19 protein-coding genes are annotated in these 21942 nt (G+C 64.0%); 6 read left to right on the top strand and 13 right to left on the bottom strand.

Annotated elements, in window-relative coordinates; all coding sequences use genetic code 11:
• Positions 1–35 precede the first annotated feature (35 nt).
• Both ppc and DSM104635_RS05180 read left to right on the top strand, forming a co-directional pair.
• Positions 36–2687, top strand: a complete 2652-nt coding sequence (gene ppc, locus DSM104635_RS05185; RefSeq protein ID WP_158765183.1) for a phosphoenolpyruvate carboxylase — start codon at positions 36–38, stop codon at positions 2685–2687.
• Positions 2688–2799: 112 nt separating this feature from the next.
• Positions 2800–3279, top strand: a complete 480-nt coding sequence (locus tag DSM104635_RS05180; protein WP_228445875.1) for a Crp/Fnr family transcriptional regulator — start codon at positions 2800–2802, stop codon at positions 3277–3279.
• Here the strand turns inward: DSM104635_RS05180 and DSM104635_RS05175 are convergent.
• The 12 genes from DSM104635_RS05175 to DSM104635_RS05120 form a co-directional block, all read right to left on the bottom strand.
• Complete coding sequence (locus tag DSM104635_RS05175; RefSeq protein ID WP_228445873.1) at positions 3245–4147, bottom strand: metallophosphoesterase family protein; 903 nt, start codon at positions 4145–4147, stop codon at positions 3245–3247. The two genes, DSM104635_RS05180 and DSM104635_RS05175, sit on opposite strands and share 35 nt — an antisense overlap.
• 26 nt (positions 4148–4173) lie before the next feature.
• The gene (locus tag DSM104635_RS05170; protein WP_158765181.1) at positions 4174–5244 is read right to left on the bottom strand and encodes an NADH:flavin oxidoreductase; all 1071 of its coding nucleotides are present in this window, start codon (positions 5242–5244) and stop codon (positions 4174–4176) included.
• A gap of 61 nt (positions 5245–5305) precedes the next feature.
• The gene (locus DSM104635_RS05165; RefSeq protein WP_158765180.1) at positions 5306–5701 is read right to left on the bottom strand and encodes a DUF5367 family protein; all 396 of its coding nucleotides are present in this window, start codon (positions 5699–5701) and stop codon (positions 5306–5308) included.
• Between the two features lie 197 nt (positions 5702–5898).
• On the bottom strand, positions 5899–6369 hold the full coding sequence (locus DSM104635_RS05160; RefSeq protein WP_158765179.1) for an MAPEG family protein: 471 nt from the start codon (positions 6367–6369) through the stop codon (positions 5899–5901).
• Between the two features lie 49 nt (positions 6370–6418).
• Entirely contained in the window at positions 6419–8656 is a 2238-nt protein-coding gene (locus tag DSM104635_RS05155; protein ID WP_158765178.1) for a 3-hydroxyacyl-CoA dehydrogenase NAD-binding domain-containing protein, read from the bottom strand.
• Positions 8657–8687: 31 nt separating this feature from the next.
• Positions 8688–9083 (bottom strand): hypothetical protein, encoded by a 396-nt coding sequence (locus DSM104635_RS05150; RefSeq protein ID WP_158765177.1) that lies wholly within the window; start codon positions 9081–9083, stop codon positions 8688–8690.
• On the bottom strand, positions 9083–10297 hold the full coding sequence (locus tag DSM104635_RS05145) for an acetyl-CoA C-acetyltransferase (protein WP_158765176.1): 1215 nt from the start codon (positions 10295–10297) through the stop codon (positions 9083–9085). The genes DSM104635_RS05150 and DSM104635_RS05145 overlap by 1 nt, the downstream gene beginning before the upstream one ends.
• 129 nt (positions 10298–10426) lie before the next feature.
• Positions 10427–10897: an OsmC family protein gene (locus DSM104635_RS05140; protein WP_158765175.1), complete on the bottom strand. Its 471-nt coding sequence runs from the start codon at positions 10895–10897 to the stop codon at positions 10427–10429.
• Entirely contained in the window at positions 10894–11304 is a 411-nt protein-coding gene (locus DSM104635_RS05135; protein ID WP_158765174.1) for an endonuclease domain-containing protein, read from the bottom strand. Before DSM104635_RS05135 ends, DSM104635_RS05140 begins: the two co-directional genes overlap by 4 nt.
• 85 nt (positions 11305–11389) lie before the next feature.
• On the bottom strand, positions 11390–13183 hold the full coding sequence (locus DSM104635_RS05130; RefSeq protein WP_158765173.1) for an acyl-CoA dehydrogenase C-terminal domain-containing protein: 1794 nt from the start codon (positions 13181–13183) through the stop codon (positions 11390–11392).
• Positions 13184–13207: 24 nt separating this feature from the next.
• Positions 13208–13660, bottom strand: coding sequence for a MerR family transcriptional regulator (locus DSM104635_RS05125; RefSeq protein ID WP_158765172.1), 453 nt, complete (start codon positions 13658–13660; stop codon positions 13208–13210).
• An 83-nt stretch (positions 13661–13743) separates the two neighbouring features.
• Positions 13744–14925, bottom strand: coding sequence for an alpha-hydroxy-acid oxidizing protein (locus tag DSM104635_RS05120; protein ID WP_158765171.1), 1182 nt, complete (start codon positions 14923–14925; stop codon positions 13744–13746).
• Positions 14926–15077: 152 nt separating this feature from the next.
• Here DSM104635_RS05120 and DSM104635_RS05115 point away from each other — a divergent pair, with 152 nt between their 5' ends.
• The 4 genes from DSM104635_RS05115 (at position 15078) to DSM104635_RS05100 (ending at position 21178) form a co-directional block, all read left to right on the top strand.
• Complete coding sequence (locus DSM104635_RS05115) at positions 15078–18854, top strand: SEL1-like repeat protein (RefSeq protein ID WP_158765170.1); 3777 nt, start codon at positions 15078–15080, stop codon at positions 18852–18854.
• A 145-nt stretch (positions 18855–18999) separates the two neighbouring features.
• A complete protein-coding gene (locus DSM104635_RS05110; protein ID WP_228445871.1) occupies positions 19000–19914 on the top strand; it encodes a sulfite exporter TauE/SafE family protein in 915 nt (304 codons plus the stop codon).
• Positions 19911–20702 carry a TIGR02186 family protein gene (locus DSM104635_RS05105; protein ID WP_158765169.1) on the top strand — a complete coding sequence of 264 codons (792 nt, stop codon included), beginning with the start codon at positions 19911–19913 and terminating at the stop codon, positions 20700–20702. The genes DSM104635_RS05110 and DSM104635_RS05105 overlap by 4 nt, the downstream gene beginning before the upstream one ends.
• A complete protein-coding gene (locus tag DSM104635_RS05100; protein WP_158765168.1) occupies positions 20699–21178 on the top strand; it encodes a DUF3429 domain-containing protein in 480 nt (159 codons plus the stop codon). Before DSM104635_RS05105 ends, DSM104635_RS05100 begins: the two co-directional genes overlap by 4 nt.
• Here DSM104635_RS05100 and pdeM read toward each other — a convergent pair.
• Positions 21175–21939 carry a ligase-associated DNA damage response endonuclease PdeM gene (pdeM, locus tag DSM104635_RS05095; protein ID WP_158765167.1) on the bottom strand — a complete coding sequence of 255 codons (765 nt, stop codon included), beginning with the start codon at positions 21937–21939 and terminating at the stop codon, positions 21175–21177. The genes DSM104635_RS05100 and pdeM overlap by 4 nt on opposite strands.
• Between the last annotated feature and the right edge of the window lie 3 nt (positions 21940–21942).

The following is a 21942-nucleotide window of genomic DNA, read 5'->3' as shown; positions in this document are numbered from 1 at the left end:
GACGCCGCAGGCAGCGCCACTAGCTCCCTTCCGGCATGAAGCAGAATCCCGACATCAAATTCCTCGGCCGCGTGCTGGGCGATGTGATCCGCACCTACGCCGGTGACGACGTGTTTCGCCGGATCGAGTATATTCGCGCCGCGTCGGTGGATCGGCATCGCGGCGGCGATGCGGGCGCGATCGATCTTGGGCTGGGCGCGCTCGACCTCGATGAGACGCTGTCGTTCGTCCATAGCTTTATGCTGTTCTCCATGCTGGCGAACTTGGCGGAAGATCGCCAGGGTGTGGCGACGGAACCCGGTGCGGACATCGCGCAGGCGATTGCCAAACTTGAGAGCGAAGGCATTTCGCGCGAACGGGCCTTGGCGCTGGCGGAGTGCGCGCTGGTGACGCCTGTGCTGACGGCGCATCCGACTGAAGTGCGCCGCAAGAGCATCATCGATCATCGCAACGAGATCGCGGCGCTGATGAAGCTGCGCGATGCGGGCCGCCTAGAGACCGACGGCGGAGACTTGCTGGAGCGCGCGATCCAGCGCCAGGTCGCGTTGCTGTGGCAGACGCGGCCGCTGCGACACGAGCGGCTTTATGTCAGCGACGAGGTGGAGACGGCGCTCGCCTACTTCCGGGAGTCGTTTCTGCCGGTGCTACCGGCGCTCTATGCACGCTGGCATCGTGCGTTCGGGGCGCGGCCGCCCTCTTTCTTGCGGTTGGGAAGTTGGATCGGCGGCGATCGCGACGGCAATCCGAACGTCACGGCGGAGACGCTGGAGTATGCGCTGGCGCGTGCGTCGGAGACAGTGATCGAGAGCTATCTCGATCAGCTGCATCAGCTTGGCGCCGATCTTTCGATTTCGTCGGAGCTGGCGAGCGTGACGCCGGAGCTGGCGGCGCTGGCGGAAGCAAGCGGCGACGCGGGCAAGGCGCGAGAGGATGAGCCATACCGGCGTGCGATTGCGGGCGTGTATGCGCGGCTGGCGGCGAACTTTGTTGCGGTGACAGGGCGCGAGCCGCCGCGACGGGCGCGGTTCGCGGGCGAAGCCTACGCGAGCGCGGACGCGTTTCGGCGCGATCTCGATGTGATCCAGGCGGCGTTGAGCGCGGATGGCGATGGCGGGTTGGGTCGCGGCGGCGCGATTGGGCGGCTGATCCGCAGCGTTGAAGTGTGCGGGTTTCATCTCGCGACGCTGGACCTGCGGCAGAACGCGGACGTGCATGAGCGCGTGGTGGCGGAGCTGCTGAAGAGCGCGGGGGTTGAGGCGGATTATCTCGCGCTGGATGAAGCGAAACGCGCTGCGTTGTTGCGGCGTGAGTTGGCGGGGAAAAGACTGCTCTCGTTTCCAGACGCGGTGTATGGTGACGAGACGACATCGGAATTGGCCATCCTGTGCAGCACCGCGGCGGCGCATGCGCGTTATGGCGCTCAGTGCATCACGAATTATGTGATCTCGAAGGCGGCCAGCGTGTCGGACATGCTGGAAGTGTATGTGCTGCTGAAGGAGGTAGGGCTCTTCCATCCCGGCGATGCGCCCGCCTGCCCCATCATGGCCGTGCCGCTGTTTGAAACGATCGACGACCTGGAGCGCGCAACGGCGATCATTGGCGCGTACTTCGCGCTGCCGGAGTTCGCCGCGATGACCAACGCGCGCGGGCATCAGGAGGTGATGGTTGGGTATTCGGATAGCAACAAGGACGGCGGCTATCTGACTTCGGTGTGGAGTTTGCACGAGACGAGTGCCGCGTTGGCGCCGGTATTCGAAAGGGCCTGCGTGGCGTTGCAGCTCTTTCACGGGCGCGGTGGCGCGGTGGGGCGCGGCGGTGGGTCGTCGTTCGCCGCGATCCGGGCGCAGCCGAGCGGCACAGTGAACGGACGCATCCGCATCACCGAGCAAGGCGAGATGATCGCGGCGAAGTACGGCACGCGCGAAAGTGCAGCGGCGAATTTGGAAGCGATGGCGTCGGCGACGTTGTTGGCCTCGCTAGAGCCACCGGCGTTGAGCGTGAAGGACGCGAAGCGCTTCGCAGCGGCGATGGATGCGATCTCGGCGACGGCGTTCACCGCCTATCGCGGGCTGGTGTACGAGACGGCGGGGTTCAAGGATTTTTTCCGCCAGATCACGCCGATCTCGGAGATTGCCGATCTGAAAATCGGCTCGCGGCCGGCGAGCCGGACGAAATCGGATCGCATCGAGGATTTGCGCGCGATCCCGTGGGTGTTTTCGTGGGCGCAGGCGCGGATCATGTTGCCCGGATGGTATGGCGCGGGACGTGGGCTGTCGGCGTTCGAGGATCAGAAGCTGTTGCGCGACATGGCGGCGGCATGGCCGTTCCTGGCGACGACGCTGGCGAATTTGGAAATGGTGCTGGCGAAATCGGATATGGGCATCGCGGCGGAGTATTTGCGCCTGGTGGAAAGCAAGGGGGGCAAGGCGATCTTTGAAACGATCCGCGGCGCTTGGACTGAGACCCACGATGCGGTGCTGGCGGTGACGGGGCAGTCGCGTTTGCTGGAGCGGCAGCCGGCGTTGGCGGAGTCGATTCAGTTGCGGTTGCCGTATATTGAGCCGCTGAATCTGCTGCAGGTGGAGCTGATCAAACGCCGGCGCGCGGGCGAGGACGATCCGCGCATTCACGAAGGCATTCAGCTATCGATCAATGCGATCGCGACGGCGTTGCGGAATAGCGGCTAGGGACGCGAGGCGCCTAAGGATTGGGCGGTTGGCGGCAGGGCGACGCGAAAGCGCGCCCTGCCCTGGACGCGGCGCGGCGACGCCCTTCAGGTTCGGGCTGGGAGTCGAGCCGGTGCGGTCTGCCGAAGAGTTTTGTGAGGGCTTGCCTGTCGTGGCGTTCGCGGCAGGCGACGTGCTGCTCGGCGAAGGCGCGTTGACGGGGCGGCTTTATGTGCTGCTCGACGGCGCCGTCGAGGTGCTGAAGGGTGAGTTGCAGATCAACGTTGTCGCCGATCGCGGCGCGATCTTTGGCGACATGTCGGCGCTCTTGGGCATTCCGCACATGGCGACGGTGCGCGCGGACGGTGCGTGCCGCGCCTATGTGGCGGAGGATGGCGTGGCCTTCCTGCAGGCCAATCCGGAACTCTCCTTCGTTCTGGCGAAGCTGTTGGCGCATCGCCTCTACGGCGTGACCGCGTATCTCGCAGACCTGAAGCTGCAGTTTGAAGACCAGGCCAATCATCTGGGCATGGTCGACGACATTCTGGAAACGCTGCTGCACGAGCAGAACAACACGTTCACGCCAGGCTCGGACCGAGAGCCGGACTACTGAGCCAAGCTGGCGCGATTTCGAGCGATTGAAGCGGACGTGTCAGCGGCAAGTCGAGGCGCGCGAGTTCGGCGCCGGCGAGCGAGAACCACGCGGCTTCGCGCACTTGGGTGTCGATGGCAATGTGTGTGGGCGTCGGGCCGATTTGGCGGCCGGAATTGAACACCCAGCTCGCGCCAATACGATCGGCCCAGGAGCCGTCGCGTTTGAACGGCGCTTCGTGGATGTGGCCCGTGAGCACGAGATCGGGCGCGTGGGTTTCGATCCAAGCGCTGAGATCGGCGTCGCCGAAATGTTCGCGACCAGTCCAGCTTGTCGGCGAGTCCGCAGGCGGAGCGTGATAGACCCAAATCCATTGTTTGCCGGCGCGTTTGGCGGCGTCGCGCTGCAGCAGCGCGCTGACCGCTTCGCGCACGACGGGGCCGTCCCACCACGGGCAGATCGTGATCAGTGCGCCGTTGGCTTCGATTGTGTCGCCATCGGCGGCGATGCCGAGCTGCCGCACGCGGTTCATCCAGGCGGCGACCTTCTCGCCGGCGCCGTCGCGCGTATCGAGGTCGTGATTGCCGGAGGAAACGACGACGCGGGTGAGCGGCGCGAGACGGCGCAGGTATTTCAGGATCACCGTGACCTGCACGCTGCCGCTGAGTTGCCCGGCGATATCGACATGATCGCCGGCGAGCACGACGACGTCGAAACTGGGCGCGTTAGCGACGACCCAGTCGAACTGCTTCAAGGCGTAGTGCAGATCGGAGACGAGCAGGATTTTCAGGCGTGGCTCCGCGGTGCGCGTGACTCGCAGTCGATCACGCGCGGGGCGGCGGCGCGCGAGAATTGCGGAAGTCAGCGTCGGCGAAGCGCGGACGCGCAAGAATTGATCAAACGCCCACGGATTGATCAGGCCGCGGGTTCCTCGACGAAGCCCTTCCAGGTGCGCATATATTGAACGAAGGCTGGGCCTAAACCCTCTTCGTGCAAGTACGCTTCGCTAACGGGTGTGGCGATGGCGGTGAAATTTGCGTCGCTCGCGGCGCGCTTTGGGAAATCGTGGTGCAGGATGGCGGCGCGGCCGAGGACGGGAAAGTCGAAGCCCATGGCGATGACGTCGCGCGCATCTTGCGCCGACATGATCTTGCCGGCGGCGCCGAGACGCGTGCCGTTGCGATCGAGCTCGGTGAAATAGGAGGCGAGCGTGCGGCCTTGGTAGGCTTCGTCGTTTGGTTCTTTGCGGACGTCCCAGAGCGACATGTCGATGTAATCGATCTTGGCTTCGCGCATCAGGCGCTGGGCGAGATCGCGGATTTCGGGGAGCTGGATGCCCCAGCGCTCCGGTGAGAGGCGGACGCCGAGCGAGAAGCCGGACTTGGTGGCAGCGCGGACGCCGTCGATGCATTCGTTGAGAAAGCGCGCGCGGTTTTCGGGTGAGCCGCCGTATTCATCCTCGCGGCGGTTGAGTTCGGGGCTGAGGAACGAGCAGATCAGATAGCCGTGAGCGCCGTGAAGTTCGACGCCGTCGAAGCCGGCGCGTTCGGCGCGCTGAGCAGCGGCGATGAAGTGATCGCGGGAGGCGCGGACTTCGTCGAGCGTCATGGCTTCGGCGTTGAGTTTTTCGTCGGCCGACGGCGCCTTATGGCCTTTCATCGCGCGAAGGCCACCATGGTGCAATTGCGCGACGGCGTGGCTGACATGCTCTTTAATGGTGCGCGCGAGGCGCGTGATGCCTTGGAGGTGCTTCTCGTCGTGAAAGCCGAGTTGGCCGGGAAAGCCGACGCCGCTTTCTTGCACGGACGCGGCGCAGGTCATGGTGAGCGCGAAACCGCCTTCGGCGCGCATGGTGAGCCAGCGGAATTCGTCGTCGCTCAAGACGCCGTCGGCGTGGCTTTGCAGGTTGGTGAGCGGCGAGAGGATGAAGCGGTTCTTCAGCGTGGCGCCGGAGCGGAGCTGAAGCGGATCGGTGAGTTGAGCCATCGCGAACAAGATAAGGGGGCGCGCGGGAAGCGCACCCCCTCACCTGACGTCAGTATTGAACTTAGCTGCTGGCGCCGCCGAGCGTGTGCAGGCGCGATGATACGATGCCGGCGATGATCACAGCCGCGTAGCAGGCGAACATCAGCGCCGAGAACGACGGGCCAAGCGCCGGATCGAGGTTCGGGAAAACGAACTGGAAGCTGTTGATCTCGTAGACGCCGATGATGAGGCCAGGCACCGCGAAGATCGAGGCGGCTTCGGCGCGATCCGAGGGATCGACCTTGAACAGCTTCAGCAGCGCGAACGTCAGTGCGAACATAATGAAGGGCAAGGTCATGAAGAGCCACGAGATGCTGCCTGACGGGCCGGTGGTGAAGAAGTCCTCGCCGACAAAACGGAACGCCAGCGTGACCACCAGCCAGAGAACGAAACCGACAATCATCCAACGCGCGATCATGAGTACACCCCTGTCCTTAGACCAGCGCTTACGGTTACGCGGGTTGGCAGGCGGTGGCAACGTGGTTGCGTCTTGTTGCGCGTGCGAAGCTAACCGGGCGCGTGAATTTCGCGTGGCGCGATAGGGGGCGCCGGTAACGAGAGCCCTCGCCCCAGGTCAGGCCGTGCCGCGCACGGGTTCGAAGACGGGGCGGGCGATCAAGACGCCGCCGAAATGGCGACGAGAAGCACCCAAATTGCCATGGCAATGACGATGAGCGAGCCCACTGAATAGAACACGGCGCGGACTTCGTGGCGCTGCGCTGTCGAGTACACGATCGTGTGTAGAAGGCGCGCCGCGACGAAGCCGTACATGAGCCACTGCGCGGCGAGTGGGGGTGCGATGGCGACGAAGATCAAGCCTATCGCCAGGAAGGCCGGGATGTTTTCGAGATCGTTGCGGTGGATGCGGCGCGAGCGATCGACGTCCTCCAGTGGCTGAAGCTGTTCGGGACGCGGATTGCGGTTGGCGGGGCCAGGTTTGATGTCTTCGGGGTTCACCAGGCCGGCATCGTTCTTGATCATGCGCGCGACTGTGATCCAGCCTTGCAGCATGATCTTCAAAACCATGATGGAGGCCGCGATGGCGTACGTGACGAACACTGGGTTCGCCAAAGTGAACTGATCCATGTCGTACCTCGATGCAAAAAGGGCCGCCCGAAGGCGGCCCTTTCCGACTTTATGCTGCGGCCTTCTGCTTTGCGCCGAAGCGGTCGTAAAACGTCTCGCCTTTGGCGGCCATGTCGCGCAGCAATTTGTTCGGGCGGAAGCGTTCGCCGTAGGTGTCGGCGAGGCGGTCGGCTTCTTCGACGAATTTCTTCGTTCCCCAGAACAGGTCGATGTAGCTGATGCAGCCGCCGCTATATGGCGCGAAACCCCAGGCGAGGATCGAGCCGACGTCGGCGTCGCGCGGATCGGTGATGACACCTTCTTCGAAACAGCGCGCGACTTCGATGCATTGGCGGAAGAGATAGCGCTTGGTGAGCTCCGTCTTGAGCTCCGGCGGGCACTCTTTGACTTTCACTTCGACGCGCTCGGAGATGCCGGGCCAGATGCGAGTCGGTTTGCCGTCCTCGCCGTACTCGTAGTAGCCCTTGCCGGCTTTGCGACCGACGCGGCCCTTGTCCTCAACGATCCACGACAACATCGCGGCGCGCGGATCCTTCTTGTAGTCCTGCTGCGTCAGCTCGGCGTTAGTCTTGCCGATCTTCAGCGCGGTATCAAGGCCGACAGAGTCGGAGACTTCGAGCGGGCCCATCGGCATGCCGCATTGGCGGCCAACGTTTTCGATGATCGCCGGCGCTATGCCTTCCATCAGCATCTCGACGCCTTCGGCCGGATAGGTGCCGAAGCAGCGCGAGGTGTAGAAGCCGCGGAAGTCGTTCACGGTGATCGGCGTCTTCTTGATCTTGATGACGTAGTCGATCGCCTTGGCTTGGGTTTCTGCGGTGGTTTCCTTGCCCATGATCAGTTCGACGAGACCCATGCGCTCGACCGGCGAAAAGAAGTGGATGCCGATGAAGTTCTTTGGGCGCGCCGAAGCTTCGGCGAGACCGGTGATCGGCAGCGTCGAGGTGTTGGAGCCGAACACGGCGTTTTCGCCGAGGAAGGCTTCGGCCTTCTTGGTGACTTCCGCTTTCAGCGCGACATTCTCGAACACGGCTTCGACAACAAGGTCGGCGCCTTTGATCAGCGAATAATCGGTCGAGGGCGTGATCAGCGCGAGCAGCGCGTCGCCCTTCTCCTTAGTGATCTTGCCACGCGAGACGTCCTTGTCGACGATGCGTTGTGAGTAGGCCTTGCCTTTGTCGGCGCCTTCTTGATTGACATCGAGCAGGATGGTTTCGATACCGGCCTTGGCTTGCACGTAGGCGATGCCGGCGCCCATGAGGCCAGCGCCGATCACGGCGACTTTCTTGATGTCGTAGGTCGGGATGCCTTCGGGGCGGTTTCCGCCTTTGCCGAGCGCCTGCATGTTCACGAACAGCGAACGCACCATGCCTTTGGCTTGCGGCGTGTTGGCGGTCTTAATGAAGTAGCGGCTCTCAATGCGGAGCGCCGCGTCGATCGGCACCTGCATGCCTTCGTAGATGCACGAGAGAATGTTGCGCTGCGCCGGATAGTTGAGGTTGGTTTGCTTCGAGACCATGGCGTTGCCGCCGACAGCAGCCATGGCGCCGGCCGGCGTGAACGGGCCGTCTTTGACTCTGTAGCCTTTGACATCCCACGGCGCGATCGACTTCGGGTTCGGGCCTTTGGCGTAGTCCCACGGTAGCGTCGACTTCACCCAAGCGGTCGCGGCTTCGACCGTCTTACCGGCCGGAACGACTTCGTTGATGAAGCCGAGACCCTTGGCCTCTTGCGGTGACTTGTCAGCGCCTTGCAGGATCATCATCGCGGCGTTCTGCACACCGATCAGGCGCGGCAGACGCTGCGTGCCGCCAGCGCCAGGCAGCAAGCCGACCTTGGACTCCGGCAGGCCGAGTTTGATCTTCGGATTGTCAGCGGCGACGCGGTAATGGCCGGCGAGCGCGAATTCGAGGCCGCCGCCGAGTGCCAGACCTTCGAGCGCGAAGGCGACCGGTTTGCCGCAGGTTTCGAGGTTGCGATAGAGCGTGTTCAAGCCAAAGCCGCGCTCGAACTGGGTACGGAGCTTTTCTTCTTCGGTCTTCGGCGCGGACGAGCCGCCGACGCCGCGCTCGTTCATTTCGCCGAGATCGGCGCCGGCGCAGAAGCCGGAGGTCTTGCCCGAGGTGATGACCACGCCCTTGATGGCGTCGTCCTTCCTGATCTTGTCGTTCAGCTCGATGAGATCACGGATCACGCTCGCGGTGATCGTGTTCATGGAGCGGCCCGGCACGTCGAACGTGACGAGTGCGATGCCGTCGCTGTCGACGTCGATCTTGAAGTTTTCCATCGGACCTACCCTTCGTGCTTTTCGTTGTTATTCAGCGGACGTTTGAAATCGAATTGCGCACGGTGTCGTGCTTGGTTCGCATGACAGCGGCCACCAATGCGTACTGGCGGCTTTCGTTCTGCATTTTTTCCTGCAAAGCGAGATATTGCATGCTGAAGCTCATGCTTTGCTCTTGCATGCGCGCCAATTCCGTTTCGAGCCCCGCTACGTTTTCGCCGCGCGAGCGACGCAACGCGATCTCAGCTCGCGTTGCGTCGCCCACGGCCTGCATGTAGGTGCGGTCGGCCGCGAACACGGCAGCCCAGCGCTGATCGGCGGTTTGCTGCAGGCCACTCGCCGCACGCAGTTGCGGCGCGGGCCGCAGCGTTTGCGCGGCAGCGGTGCTCATCAGCACCACTGCCGCCGCGACGAGAGCCAGCGCGCGCATCAGTTCACCCGTTCGATCACGGTTGCGGTGCCCATGCCGGCGCCGATGCAGAGCGTGATGAGCGCGCGTTCCTTGTCGGCGCGTTCGAGTTCATCGACCATGGTGCCGAGGATCATTGCGCCAGTTGCGCCGATGGGGTGACCCATCGCGATGGCGCCGCCATTGACGTTGACCTTCTCCATGTCGAGATCGAGCGCTTGCACCCAGCGCAGCACGACCGCGGCGAAAGCTTCGTTGAGCTCCCAAAGGTCGATGTCCTGCTTGGTGAGGCCGAGCTTCTTCATCAGCTTTTGCGTCACGAACTCCGGACCCGTGAGCATGATCGAAGGCTCGGAGCCGATCGACGCGCCGCCGAGAATGCGCGCCCGCGGCTTCAGGCCGAGTTGCTCGCCCATTTCCTTCGAGCCGATCAGAACGCCCGCGGCGCCATCGACGATGCCGGACGAATTGCCGGCGTGGTGGACGTGATCGATCTTTTCGATTTCCGGATAGCGCTGCTGAATGACAGCATTGAAACCAGGCATCACTTCGCCCTGCGTCTTGAAGCTGGGCTCAAGCGCGCCGAGCGATTGCAGCGTGGTTTCCGGGCGCATGAATTCGTCGCGGTCGAGCAGCGTGAGACCGAGCTGGTCTTTCACCGGCACGATCGACTTCTTGAAGCGGCCTTCTTTCCACGCGCGCGCGGCACGTTGCTGGCTTTGCACCGCGAAGGTGTCGAGATCGGTGCGCGAGAAGCCGTACTTGGTGGCGATGGCGTCAGCGGAGACGCCTTGCGGGGTGAAGTAGGATTTCATCGCGATCGATGGGTCAGTGGCCCAGGAGCCGCCGGTCGAGCCCATCGGCACGCGGCTCATGGACTCGCAGCCGCCGCCGATGGCGAGTTCGGCTTCGCCGGATTTCACTTTCGCGGCGGCGATGTTGCAGGCTTCCAAGCCCGAGGCGCAGAAGCGCTCGACCTGAATGCCGGCGACGGTTTCGGCGTAACCAGCGTTCAGCACGGCGATGCGCGGAAGGTTGCCGCCTTGCTCGCCGATCGGCGACAGCACGCCCATGACGACGTCATCGACCTTCGAGGTGTCGAGATTGTTGCGGTCGCGGAGGGCTTCGAGCACTTGCGTCGCCAATTGCAGCGACGTTTGCTCGTGCAGTGAGCCGTTTGCTTTGCCTTTGCCGCGCGGCGTGCGAACCGCGTCATAGATATAGGCTTCAGCCATAGTGTTCACTCCAACTTGACGAGCGCGCGCTCGCGCCGCCTTCGCACCCTGCATGGGACCGGAGTCGTCCCTGGCGTTGCCGCCTACTCCGCTGACCGCTGCCGCCGGGCCGGCGACAGCGCGGCAAATTTAGTTCGCCTCTCCACCCGCAATGGCGATGTCGCCGCGGAAGGAATTGGCGATGAAACAGGCTTCGTGCGACTTGTGATGCAGCTCGCGGACTTCTTCCGGGGTCGGCTGCTTGGCACCGCTCCAGGAGATTTCCGGGTTGAGTCTCACTTGGGTGACGGCCATGCGGCCGCGATCGTCCTTGCCCATGACGCCTTCGGCGACGTCGACGTAGGAGTCGATCACGTATCCAGCGCGGCGCGCGAAATCGAGCACGAACAGCATGTGGCACGTCGAGAGCGACGCCACGAGCATTTCTTCGGGATCGACCGCGTCTTCGCGTGAGAGCGGAAGCTTGACGACATGCGGTGAGGATGAGCCCGGCATGGTGACGCCGCCGTCGAACGAGATTTCGTGGGCGCGCGAGTATTGGCCGTCGGTGAAGACGGCGTCGCCGCGTTCCCAGATAACGGTGGCGGTATAGTTGGTCATGCCTCGCTCCAGTTTCTTCCCCCGCTTGCGGGGGAGGCAGGCGGCGAAGCCGCCGGAGGGGGCAACCGCTGCGCGATTGTTTGCCAAACGCCATCCATGTTCTCGAACACGTCGAGGTTCGTGACACGGACGACGCGCCAGCCGGCGTTCTCCAGAAATGCTGTTCGCTTGGCGTCGTGCGCTAGCTCTTCCGGCGTCCAGTGCGTTGCGCCGTCGACTTCGAGCACTAGGCGCTCGCTGACGCAGGCGAAGTCGGCGATGTACGGACCGATCGGGTGTTGCCGGCGAAACTTGTGGCCGTTCAGCGCCCGCTTGCGGAGGAATGTCCAAAGCACGACTTCGGCTTCCGTCATCTCCTTGCGGAGACGACGGGCGAATTGGCGCGAGCGTGCTTCGCCTCTTCTCATAGCGCCACCCCCTCAGTCATCGCGCTGCGCGCGCTGACAGCTCCCCCGTAAACGGGTGAGCAAACCGATGGCGCCAATCCGCGCATCAGAACTGCTCCGCGCTGAGCGCCATCACCGGGTCGGCGCCGGACTTCAGCTTCGCCAAGTGTGCGCCAGCGTCCGGCGTCATGCGAGCGAGGAAGTAGCGGCCGGTGGCGAGCTTGGTGTCGTAGTACGGATCGGCGGCGCCGCCGTTCTTCTTGGCGGCGAGTGCGGCTTTGGCTTGCAGCGCCCACATATAAGTGAGCGCGGTGATGCCGAAGAGATTGAGGAAATCGTGGGAGGCAGCGCCCGCGTTGTCGAAGTTCGACATGCCGTTTTGCATCAGCCACATGGCGCCGTCTTGCATCTGGGCTTTGGTTGAGCGCAGTGCGTCAGTGAAGGACTTCAGCTCAGCGTCGGCTTCGTTGGCTTCGCACCATTCGTCGATCTCCTTGAAGAACGCGAACAGAGCGCGGCCGCCATTGGCGCCGAGCTTGCGGCCGACCAGATCGAGCGCCTGGATGCCGTTGGCGCCTTCGTAGATCATGGCGATACGGGCATCGCGCACGAATTGCGACATGCCGTGCTCCTCGATGTAGCCGTGGCCGCCGAAGATTTGCTGGCAATTGGTGGCGTTGGCGTAGCCCTTGTCGGTCAAATAGCTTTTGATGACCGGCGTCATCAGGCCCATGTAGTCGTCGGCCTTCTCGCGCACTTTTTCGTCGGGCGAGTTGGTGAGCAGATCGCCGTAGAGCGCGGTCCAGAAGGCGAAAGCGCGCGCGGCTTCGTTGAACGCCTTGGCGTCCATCAACATGCGGCGGATGTCCGGATGGACGATGATTGGATCGGCGGGGCCATTCGGATTTTTCGCGCCGGTGATGGAGCGGCCCTGCAGGCGATCCTTGGCGTAGGCGACGCCGTTTTGATACGCGACTTCCGATTGGCTCAAGCCTTGAAGGCCAACGCCAAGGCGGGCGACGTTCATCATCACGAACATGCCCTGGAGACCCTTGTTCTCCACGCCGACGAGATACCCGGTCGCGTCGTCATAGTTGAGCACGCACGTCGAATTGCCGTGAATGCCCATCTTTTCTTCGATCTTGCCGCAGACGACGCCGTTGCGCGTGTCCGGGTTTCCGTCCTTGTCGAGGACGAACTTCGGCACGATGAAAAGCGAGATGCCCTTGGTGCCTTGCGGCGCGCCTTCGATGCGCGCGAGCACAAGATGGATGATGTTCGGCGCGAGATCGTGTTCGCCGGCAGAGATGAAAATCTTCTGACCGGTGATGCGATAGCTGCCATCGGCTTGCGGGATGGCTTTGGTGCGCAACATGCCCAGATCAGTGCCGCAGTGCGGCTCCGTCAAATTCATGGTGCCGGTCCATTCGCCGCTGACGAGCTTCGGCAAATAGGTTTGCTTTTGCTCGTCGCTGCCGTGGTGATGGATGGCGGCGTAGGCGCCGTGGCTGAGGCCGGGGTACATGGTGAAGGCCATGTTGGCGCTCGAGCACATCTCGCTCCAAGCCATGGCGACAACGTGGGGCATGCCCTGCCCGCCATAGTTCGGATCGCTTGAGAGCGCCGACCAGCCGCCGTCGGTGAATTGCTTGTAGGCTTCCTTGAAGCCCGGCGGTGTTTCGACCGAGCCGTCGTCGCGGCGCTTGCAGCCGTGTTCGTCGCCAACCTTGTTCAGCGGCGCGAGCACGCCTTCGCAGAACTTGGCGCCTTCCTCGAGGACCTGATCGATCAGGTCCATCGGCGCATCGGAGAAGCCGGGCAGGTTGGAGTATCGCTCGATGTCGAGCACGTCTTTCAGGAGAAAGCGGTACTCGCGCAGCGGCGCCGTATAACTCGGCATCTCTCGCTCCCTATTGTCTTTGTTTTAGTGAGCGTCTTCGAGACGCTTCTTAGCTTCTTGCTCGAAGGCGCGCGCGTTAGCCATCGCATTCGGCGCGGCAGGCTTGGCGAGAAAGCCTTCGAGCTGACCGATATAGCCGTGCAGCATCTCGATCGCGGCTTCAACGTCTTCGCGTTGCGCTTCGAGCGCGACGACGCGCGCCTTGTAGCGCTTCAGCGCGGTTTGCGCCTGGGCGCGTTGGTCGATGCTGTAGAGATCAAGTATCTCTTTGATCTCGATCAGCGAGAGACCGACGCGCTTGCCGCGCAGGATGAGTTGAAGCTTGCCGCGGTCACGGTGTGAGTAAACCCGGTTCATGCCCTCGCGGCGCGGCATGAGGAGACCTTTGTCTTCATAGAAACGAAGCGCGCGCGGCGTGACTTCGAATTCGCGGGCCAGTTGGGAGATTGTGTAGGTGCGATCGGCTTTGACTGTCATGGCAGTACCCCACGCTCGGCTGAGTGGGGCTGTGATAGCTTCCGTTGACGTATGGGTCAACGGAAGTTGACGGGGGCGTCAGGTTAACTCTTTCCAAGTGCCAGTAATTCCGGGCCTATTTCTTGAGGGCTGGCGCAACCGTTCAGCGCCATGGTGACATCAAGCTCGGCTAACAGGTATTCCAATACCGCTTGTGCGCCGGCCTGCCCAGCGATGGCAAGGCCGTAGACATATGGACGGCCGATGCCGACGGCCGTCGCGCCGAGGGCCAGGGCTTTGAAGATGTCGGCGCCGCAGCGGATACCGCTGTCGATCATGACAGGGATCTTGCCCTTGGCGGCGGCGACGACGCCCGGCAGCGCGTCGAACGTGCCGATGCCGCCATCGACCTGGCGGCCGCCGTGGTTGCTCACCAAGATGCCGTCATAGCCTTCGCTGACGGTCTTCGCAGCGTCGTCGGCGCGCATGATGCCTTTGAGGACGACGGGTAGTTTCGTCCACGATCTGATCTTGGCGATGCGCGCCCAATCGAGGCCGGCATCACCGAACGTCTGAGTGAATTGGAACGCGGCGGCTTGTGGATTTTCCTCCGGCGTCTGCGGCAGCAAAGCGCGGAACGCGGGATCGGACGTATATTGTGCGATGCCTTGCCCGCGGAGGAACGGCGAGTAGCCGATGTTCAGGTCGCGCGGGCGCCAGCCGAGGATGACGGTGTCGAGCGTGATGAAGATAGCTTTGCAGCCGATCGCCTCCGCCCGCTTCACGAAGGATTCGGCGATAGCGTCGGACTTGCCCCAGTAGAGCTGGAAGAAACGCGGCGCGTCGCCGTGCGCTTTGGCGATCTCCTCCATCGAAAATGATGCCTGAGACGAAATGATCATCGGCACGTTGAGCGCGGCGGTGGCGCGCGCGACTGCGAGATCGGCCTCGGGGTGCATCATTTCCAACACGCCGATCGGGCACGTCATGATCGGGCCGGCGGCTTTAATGCCGAACATTTCGGTTGTGAGATTACGTTGCGCCGCGCCTTTCAGCATGCGCGGGATGATCTGCGTGCGTTGAAATGCGGCGCGATTGGCGTCCATTGCGGACTCCAAACCAGCGCCGCCAGCCGTGTACGCCCACGCCTCGGGCGACATTTTCTCTTTGGCTTTGGCTTCGAGCGTGAGGAAATTCGTCGGGACCTCGGGCACGGCGCCGCCCAGTCCGCGCAGATATGTAGCGCCTTGCGTTTCGGGTCCGTACTGACGCGGCGTGTCGTTCATCACATCCACCTGTTTGCCATTTTACTCGCCATTAACACGGCAGACCATTTCATCGACACTGCAAAGTCGTGGGCGATTCTCGAATCTTTCGAGTTTTGCCTGGGGGTTGAGCGAGAGCCGCGGACGCGCGGCGTTATCGCGGCGAGGGCAATATGAGCGGCGCGCAAAGCTGGAGCGTAAAGGGCATCGACCCAAAGGTGCGAGAAGCCGCGCGTGAAGCTGCGGCGCGCCAGGGCATGAGCCTCGGCGAATATCTCTCGCACGCGCTCGCGGGGAACACGCCTGTCGGTGGAACACCGACGCCAACGCAAACACCGCCGCAGCCGGGGCGTCAGCGCTCGACACGCTATTTCGGCTCCGCGGATGAAAACACGGATGACGATTGGAGCATTGGCGGCTCGACGTCGCGCGTAACGGATCCCGCGCGCTTGGCGCAGCGGATTGAATCGATCGAGCGCCGCACGCAACTCGCGGTGACCGGTTTGGATCGCGCGGTTTCGACGATCGATCGCTCGCTGCTTGGATTGGCCGCACGCGTTGAAGACGCGGAAGCGGCGGCGACGGAGAGCGCTGATCGTATCGGCGACGCGCTGGATCAGTTCCGTGCGGCGAGCGACACGCTCTCCGGCACGCATGGCGAAATCTCAAGTGCGCGTGAGCGGTTGGAGCATCAGGTCTCGGTGGCCGAGGAAGTGGCGCGTCGCGCGGAAGCGGCTGCGTCCTATCTTAGCAACGAAATGGAAAGCCGCGACAGCGCGCTGAAGCAGACATTGTCTGAAGCGCGCGGCGTTGCGGAAGAAGCGGCGCGGCAAGCGGCCGAAGCGTCGTCCGATGCGGTGCAAGAATTGCGCCGTTTGCAAGAGCAGATGAGCGAACGCTTGGCGGAGACGGAAACGTCGACGCGGCGTGCGGTGGAAACCGCCATTGCGGAAGTACGCTCGGAAACCATCAGCGAGACGCGCGGTACGCGCGAGGCGCTGCTGGAAGAAGTGGTTCGGCTGGAAAGCGAGATCGCCAAGCGCGTTGGCGCCGTCGATACACTGAAGAGCGAACAATCGGCTTTGATCGAGCGCATCGAACGCGCGGAAGCAGGTTCGCGCGAAAGCACGGCGGGCTTGCGGCAAGCTGCGGGTGCGGCGATTGCCGATCTGCGCAACGCGCAGCTGACGCTTTCGGCGCGGGTGAAGCAGGTTGAAGATATCGCTGGCGCGTCGGGCGCGATCGATCTCAGCGATTTGCGCCACGCGCAGACGGATATCGCCGAACGCTTGGGTTCGCTGGAAACCAAGCACGCCGGCAGCCCGGTGACGGATGCGCTGGCGGCGTTTGAGGCGCGGCTGGCGGCTGTCGAGCATGGCGGCGGCTCGAATGTTGATGGTGCGGTGAAGACGCTGGATGTGTCGCTGCAGCGTTTGAGCGAACGTATTGCGGAAACGGAATCCACGGCCAACACGGCGATCCGCACACTAGAAGAGACGGTGTCGTCGCTCGGCGCGCGCGTTGAGCAAGGCACTGGCGCAGTTGAGACAGAAGCTGTGCGCGCGATGCTGGAGCATCGGCTCGACGGCATGGCGCAAGACGTCGCGCACATGGTTGGCGAAGCGCGCACCGAACTGGCTGGTCAGCTGCAAGCAGCGATGGAAGGCGTTGCGGGCGAAGGGCTAGAAGGCGCGCTGGCGGATGTGAATCGCCGCCTCGCGGCGGCTGAACGTCGCCAAGCGCAGACGATCGAGGCGATCTCGTTGGAAATCCGGCGCATGTCGGAGACGGTCGACAAGCGATTGCGTACGGTGGAGTCGCGCAATGACGACGCCGCGGGCGCGGCGGTGCGCGAAGAGCTGTCCAAGATGGCAACGACGCTGGAGAAGCGCTTCGACGACATCGAACGCCGCGAAGCTGGCGCGTTCGACCGCATGGGCCTGGAAATCGGCCGCCTGTCGGAGCGCCTGGAAGAGCGTGTTGGCGCCGTTGAGGGCCGCAGCGCGCAAGCGATCGAGCAAGTGGGCGAGCAAGTCGCGCGCATGGCCGACCGCTTCAACCAGCGCCAAGACATCCTGGCGCGCGATCTGGGCGAGCGCATGCTCGACAGCGAAGAGCGCGCGGGCCAACGCGTCACCGAAGCGATCAACTCGATCATGCAGCGCCTGGCGGAGGTGGAAGAACACTCCGCCGAAGCGATCATGCCGGTGCAGAAGGCGGTTTCGAGCGTCGCTTCCAAGCTGGAGCGGATCCAGAGCGGACATGACGCGGAGCCGCTGGCCGCGCCGATGGATTCGATCCCGACGCCGTCGCGCCGCTCAAACGATTTTGATTTCCCGAGCTTCGATGAGCCTTCATCCGAGCCGTACGTGTCGCCTATGGCGGCGGCCCAGCCGGTGCGCGCGGCGCCGCTGGCGCCCTCCTCGACCGCGCCGCAGCTGCGCCAAACGGAAAACGAACACGACGTCTATTTCGCCGAAGAGATCGACGATCTGCTGGAAGACGATCTCGTGGTCGGCAACGAAGCCGACGTGCCGTTCACGCCGCCGGAGTATAGGCCAATCGAGTTGTCGCCGGACACCGATCTCCTGATCGACGACCCGTTCCTGGACGATGTCGCCGCGGTGACGCCGCCGCCGGAAGATGATGATCCATTCTGGTCTCCGAATGCGGAAGTGAGTGTCGATGCGGCGACGCCGTTGGCGAGCGCGCCGGCGACTTTTGACGCAACAACCGATTTCGATGACGGCGCTGACTTCGGCGACCTGCCGGATCTCGACGCCGAGTTGCACGATACGTTGCACGGCGAAGCGCAGGCGCTCGATCTGACACCGGCGTCCGAAGCCGCGCCGGCGCCAGTGGGCAAGAACGACTACCTCGCCAACGCCCGCAAGGCCGCGCAGGCGCAAGCGCAAACGAAGCCTGCAAAGCCCGGCAAGGAGCCGAAGGCGGCAAAGCTGCCCAAGCAGCCGAAGGCTGAGCGTGAAAGCGCGCGCGTGGAAACGCCGAAGCTCAGCCTGCGTGGGTCGAGCCGCATCATTCTGTGGGGCGCGGCAAGCTTGGTCGCGCTCGCAATTGTTGGCGGCGCGAAATACATCAGCGAACGCAACGACAATGCGGGCACGGCTGAACCACAGCCGGCCGCTGAGCCGACAGCGGCGCCGATGAATCAATCCGATCCGAATGCGCCTTATGGCGCGGCGCCCGATCCGTTCGCGGAAGCGCCGGCTGAGGGCTTGGCGCCGGTGACAGGCGCGAACGGCGAAGCGGCAGTGGCGGCCAACGACGCACCGGTGACGCCGATCGTGGCGGGACCGCTGCCGGCGCGTGCATCGGTGTCGCTTGAGCAAGCGGCGACATCGGGCAATCTGACAGCGCAGTACGAACTGGCGCTGCAAAGGATCGCTGCGGGCCGTCCGCAAGAGGGCGTCACCATGCTCCGCCGCGCGGCGGATCGTGGGTTCGCGATGGCGCAGTATCGCTTGGCCAAGCTTTATGAGCGCGGCGAAGGCGTGCAGGCCGATCTCGCGGTGGCGCGTCAATGGACCGAGCGCGCGGCCGCTTCGGGCAACCGGCGCGCCATGCATGATCTCGGTGTCTATTTCGCCCGCGGCGAAGGCGCTCCGCTGGATGAAGCGGCGGCGTTCCGCTGGTTCCGTCAGGCGGCGGAGCTGGGCGTCGCGGACAGCCAGTACAATCTTGGTGTCCTCTACCAGCAGGGCCGTGGCGTGAATGCGAGCGCGTCCGAGGCGCTGTTCTGGTTCTTGGTCGCGGCGCGTCAGGGTGATCAGGACGCCGGCGCACGGGCGACGGCGCTGGAAGGCCAGCTGCAGCGGAACCAAGTCGAGCAAGCGCGGGCGCGGGCGCAGGCCTTCCGTCCGCGGGCCGCGAGTGCTGTGGCGAACGGCGAGTTCGGCCAGCGGGCTTGGGCGACGCGGCCAGCGACTTAATTCGGCTCCCGTCATCCTGGGTTCTCAGCTTTGCTGAGCCCCAGGATGACGAGGGTTATTTGCGCGGAGTAAACGCCGTTGCCCTGCCCGGCGACGCTGCGCATAAGGGCGCTCTCGCACTGCACCTTCAACTCTGAGCGGACCATTGATTTACCTGCCGATCGCCGAAATGCCGGTGAGCGTGCTGCTTGTCCTGTTGGTCAGCGGCTGCGTCGGCTTTGTGTCGGGACTGGTGGGTGTCGGCGGCGGCTTCATCATGACGCCGGCGTTGATCTTCATGGGCGTGCCTGCGCCTGTCGCGGTTGCGACAGGCGCGAGCCAGATCGCGGCGACGTCGTTCTCCGGCATCATGACGCAGACGCGGCGTAAGGCCGTGGACTGGCGCATGGGATGGCTGCTGGCGACCGGCGGCATTGTGGGCAGCGCTTCGGGCGTGTGGTTGTTCGAGCGGCTGCTGCGGTTGGGCCAGCTCGATCTCATCATCTCGCTTTTGTACCTCGTGCTGCTCTCAGGCGTCGGCTTCCTGATGGTGCAGGAGAGCTACGCGCTGATCCGCGGGCGGGTGACGCGCGGCGTGAGCATTTTGCGGCGGCCGGCGCGGACGGTGGCGCATGTACTGCCCTTTCGCATCGCGTTCCCGCGCTCGGGACTTTTCATCAGCGTGATCCCGCCGCTGGTGCTTGGCTTCGGCATCGGCGTGCTGTCGGCGATCATGGGCATTGGCGGCGGGTTCATTCTGATCCCGGCGATGATTTACCTGCTGCGGATGCCGACCAACGTGGTGGTCGGCACGTCGCTGTTTCAGGTGCTGATCGTGGCGAGCCTAGTTGTGATCCTGCAATCGGCGGCGACGCAGACGGTGGATCTGGTGTTGGCGGCGTTGTTGATGGCGGGCGGCGTGATCGGCGCGCAGTTTGGCGCGCGGGTCGGCGCGGGTTTGAAGAACGAGCACATTCGCGGCGTGCTGGGCGTGCTGCTGATCGCGGCGAGCGTGAAGTTCCTGTGGGACCTCGTGATCCCGCCGACTGAGTATTACGTGCTGGGCGGAGGCTTGTGGTGAGGCCGCTCCTGCTCACGCTGGCGTTGCTGCTGTGCGTTGCACCCGCGCGCGCGCAAGAAGAGCAATCGGGTGACGGCGGGAGCCCACTGCCGGCGGCGGTGGCGGAAGAGCAGATCACGGTGAGCTCGGATTATCGCGGCTCGTACGTGACGGTGTTCGGCGTCAATCCGGATCGGCGCGGGCGCGGCGATATTGTTGTTGTGGTGCGGGGCCCGAGCGAAAGCGCGGTGGTGCTGCGCAAACGCCGTGTGTGGGGGCTTTGGATCAACGGCGATCCGGTGCGGTTCGCGCAGGCGCCCTCCTTCTTCGCGGTGCTTAGCAACCGGCCAGTGCGCGAGATCGCGACACCGCAATCGATCTGGCAGTACCAGCTCGATCCGGCGGCTTCAGCGCAACTCGATAGCGCGGTGCCGTCGAGCGGCGACCCTTCGGCGTATCGTCAAGCGCTGGTGCGGCTGCGGCGCGATCAGGGTTTGTATCAGTGGTATTCGGGGCGCGCGTCGCCGGAACGGCGTGGCGGGTTGACGATGTATCAGGGCGGCCTATTCCGCGCCGTGGTGCGCCTACCCTCGAATGCGCCGATCGCCCGCTATCATGCCGACACCTATTTGTTTCGCGATGGACGGCTGATTTCGTCACAGCGGATTCCGATCAGCATTTCGCGCGTGGGCATTGAGCGACGCATCCACGATCTGGCGACGGCTGCGTCATGGGCCTATGGCGTGCTGACGGTGCTGCTGGCGCTGTTTGCCGGCTGGATCGCGGCTCTGATATTCCGGCGGACGTGAGCGCCGATCCGCCACCCTATTTGCCGCGCGCGGCGCTTCGCCTTGGATTTCTGGGGCTCGTGCCGCTGGCTGTGGCTGGGTTGGTGTCGCTGTCGCAGCATGGCGACACGGCGCATCTGGCGGCGGTGGCGTTCGCTTTGTACGCAGCGGTGTTGCTTTCGTTTCTCGGCGGCGTGCGCTGCGGGTTTGAGCTGATGCGTGAACCGCGTGCGCCGGATGCGCGGCGATTGTTCTTTAGTGCGCTGCCGGGGTTGGCGGGCTGGGCGTTGGCGTTGTTCGTGGTGCTTGTGCCGGGCGCGCTTGGCGGCGCTGCGATTTATGCGGGGCTGTTCGCGGCGCAGTACCTTTGGGATCATCGCAGTGCGGCGGATGCCGGCGCGCCGGAATGGTATCCGCTGTTGCGCCAAGTGCTGACAGGTGGCGCGATGATTGTGTGCCTGATGATTCCGCTGGCAGCGGTGTTGCGGCGGTTTTAGTCCGCGAGCAAACGTTCGCTCGGCGCAGGCATCACGCGATCTTTCCCGAGCACCAACGCAAGCGCTCCATTCGGAAACAACGGCTCGAAGGCTTCGTCGCGCAGATTGAGGCCGCCGGTGAATTTGCCGAAGGCGGGCATGATGAGGCGTTCGCCGTCGAAGGCGAAGCAACGGCGGCGCACGCTGCGACCACGACCGGAGACTTTCGCGCACGGATGCAAGTGGCCGGCGATTTCGCCGGGGGCCGCGCCTTCGGTGGGCTCGTGGCGGAGTACGAGGCCGCCGACATGCAGCACCGTGCGTGCGACCCCACCGAGTGTCTCTGGCGCTTTGCCGTCGTGATTGCCTTCGACCCAGACCCAGTCGCAGCGCGACATCAGCAACTGCAGCAGTTCGCGATCGCGCGCGTCCATCGTCGCGGGGCCAAGGCGATCGTGGAAAGAGTCGCCGAGCGAGACGATGATGTCGGGCTGCAGGCGCAGCATCAGGTCGGTGAGTTTCAGCAGCGCGACGTGCGTGTCGTAGGGCGGCAACATCTGGCCGCGGCGTGCGAACGATGCGCCCTTCTCGAAGTGCACGTCGGAGACGATCAGCGTTTTCGACTCCGCGATCCAAAGCGCGCCGTCGGGCAATGCGGTGACGAGTGTGTCGGCGAGGCGAAACTCTATCGTGTTGTCAACCAGCGCAATCGGCGGCAGTGCGCGCACGGACGCTTTGCGCGGTCGTGGCGTTTTGCCGGCGGGGTTGGACAAAAGCGGCATCTG

Origin of the sequence: Terricaulis silvestris (assembly GCF_009792355.1) — a bacterium.
GTDB classification, from domain to species: domain Bacteria; phylum Pseudomonadota; class Alphaproteobacteria; order Caulobacterales; family Aquidulcibacteraceae; genus Vitreimonas; species Vitreimonas silvestris.
Note: the sequence above shows the minus strand (reverse complement) of the source record. Positions and strands in the feature narration are given on the sequence as shown.

Bases quoted from the DNA above. Each gene is read 5' to 3' on its own strand.
- DSM104635_RS05115 (WP_158765170.1), top strand. From the start codon at position 15,078: ATGAGCGGCGCGCAAAGCTGGAGCGTAAAGGGCATCGACCCAAAGGTG.
- DSM104635_RS05125 (WP_158765172.1), bottom strand. From the start codon at position 13,660: ATGACAGTCAAAGCCGATCGCACCTACACAATCTCCCAACTGGCCCGC.
- DSM104635_RS05135 (WP_158765174.1), bottom strand. From the start codon at position 11,304: ATGAGAAGAGGCGAAGCACGCTCGCGCCAATTCGCCCGTCGTCTCCGC.
- DSM104635_RS05145 (WP_158765176.1), bottom strand. From the start codon at position 10,297: ATGGCTGAAGCCTATATCTATGACGCGGTTCGCACGCCGCGCGGCAAA.
- DSM104635_RS05130 (WP_158765173.1), bottom strand. From the start codon at position 13,183: ATGCCGAGTTATACGGCGCCGCTGCGCGAGTACCGCTTTCTCCTGAAA.
- pdeM (WP_158765167.1), bottom strand. From the start codon at position 21,939: ATGCCGCTTTTGTCCAACCCCGCCGGCAAAACGCCACGACCGCGCAAA.
- DSM104635_RS05170 (WP_158765181.1), bottom strand. From the start codon at position 5,244: ATGGCTCAACTCACCGATCCGCTTCAGCTCCGCTCCGGCGCCACGCTG.
- DSM104635_RS05140 (WP_158765175.1), bottom strand. From the start codon at position 10,897: ATGACCAACTATACCGCCACCGTTATCTGGGAACGCGGCGACGCCGTC.
- DSM104635_RS05165 (WP_158765180.1), bottom strand. From the start codon at position 5,701: ATGATCGCGCGTTGGATGATTGTCGGTTTCGTTCTCTGGCTGGTGGTC.
- ppc (WP_158765183.1), top strand. From the start codon at position 36: ATGAAGCAGAATCCCGACATCAAATTCCTCGGCCGCGTGCTGGGCGAT.
- DSM104635_RS05160 (WP_158765179.1), bottom strand. From the start codon at position 6,369: ATGGATCAGTTCACTTTGGCGAACCCAGTGTTCGTCACGTACGCCATC.
- DSM104635_RS05120 (WP_158765171.1), bottom strand. From the start codon at position 14,925: ATGAACGACACGCCGCGTCAGTACGGACCCGAAACGCAAGGCGCTACA.
- DSM104635_RS05155 (WP_158765178.1), bottom strand. From the start codon at position 8,656: ATGGAAAACTTCAAGATCGACGTCGACAGCGACGGCATCGCACTCGTC.
- DSM104635_RS05150 (WP_158765177.1), bottom strand. From the start codon at position 9,083: ATGCGCGCGCTGGCTCTCGTCGCGGCGGCAGTGGTGCTGATGAGCACC.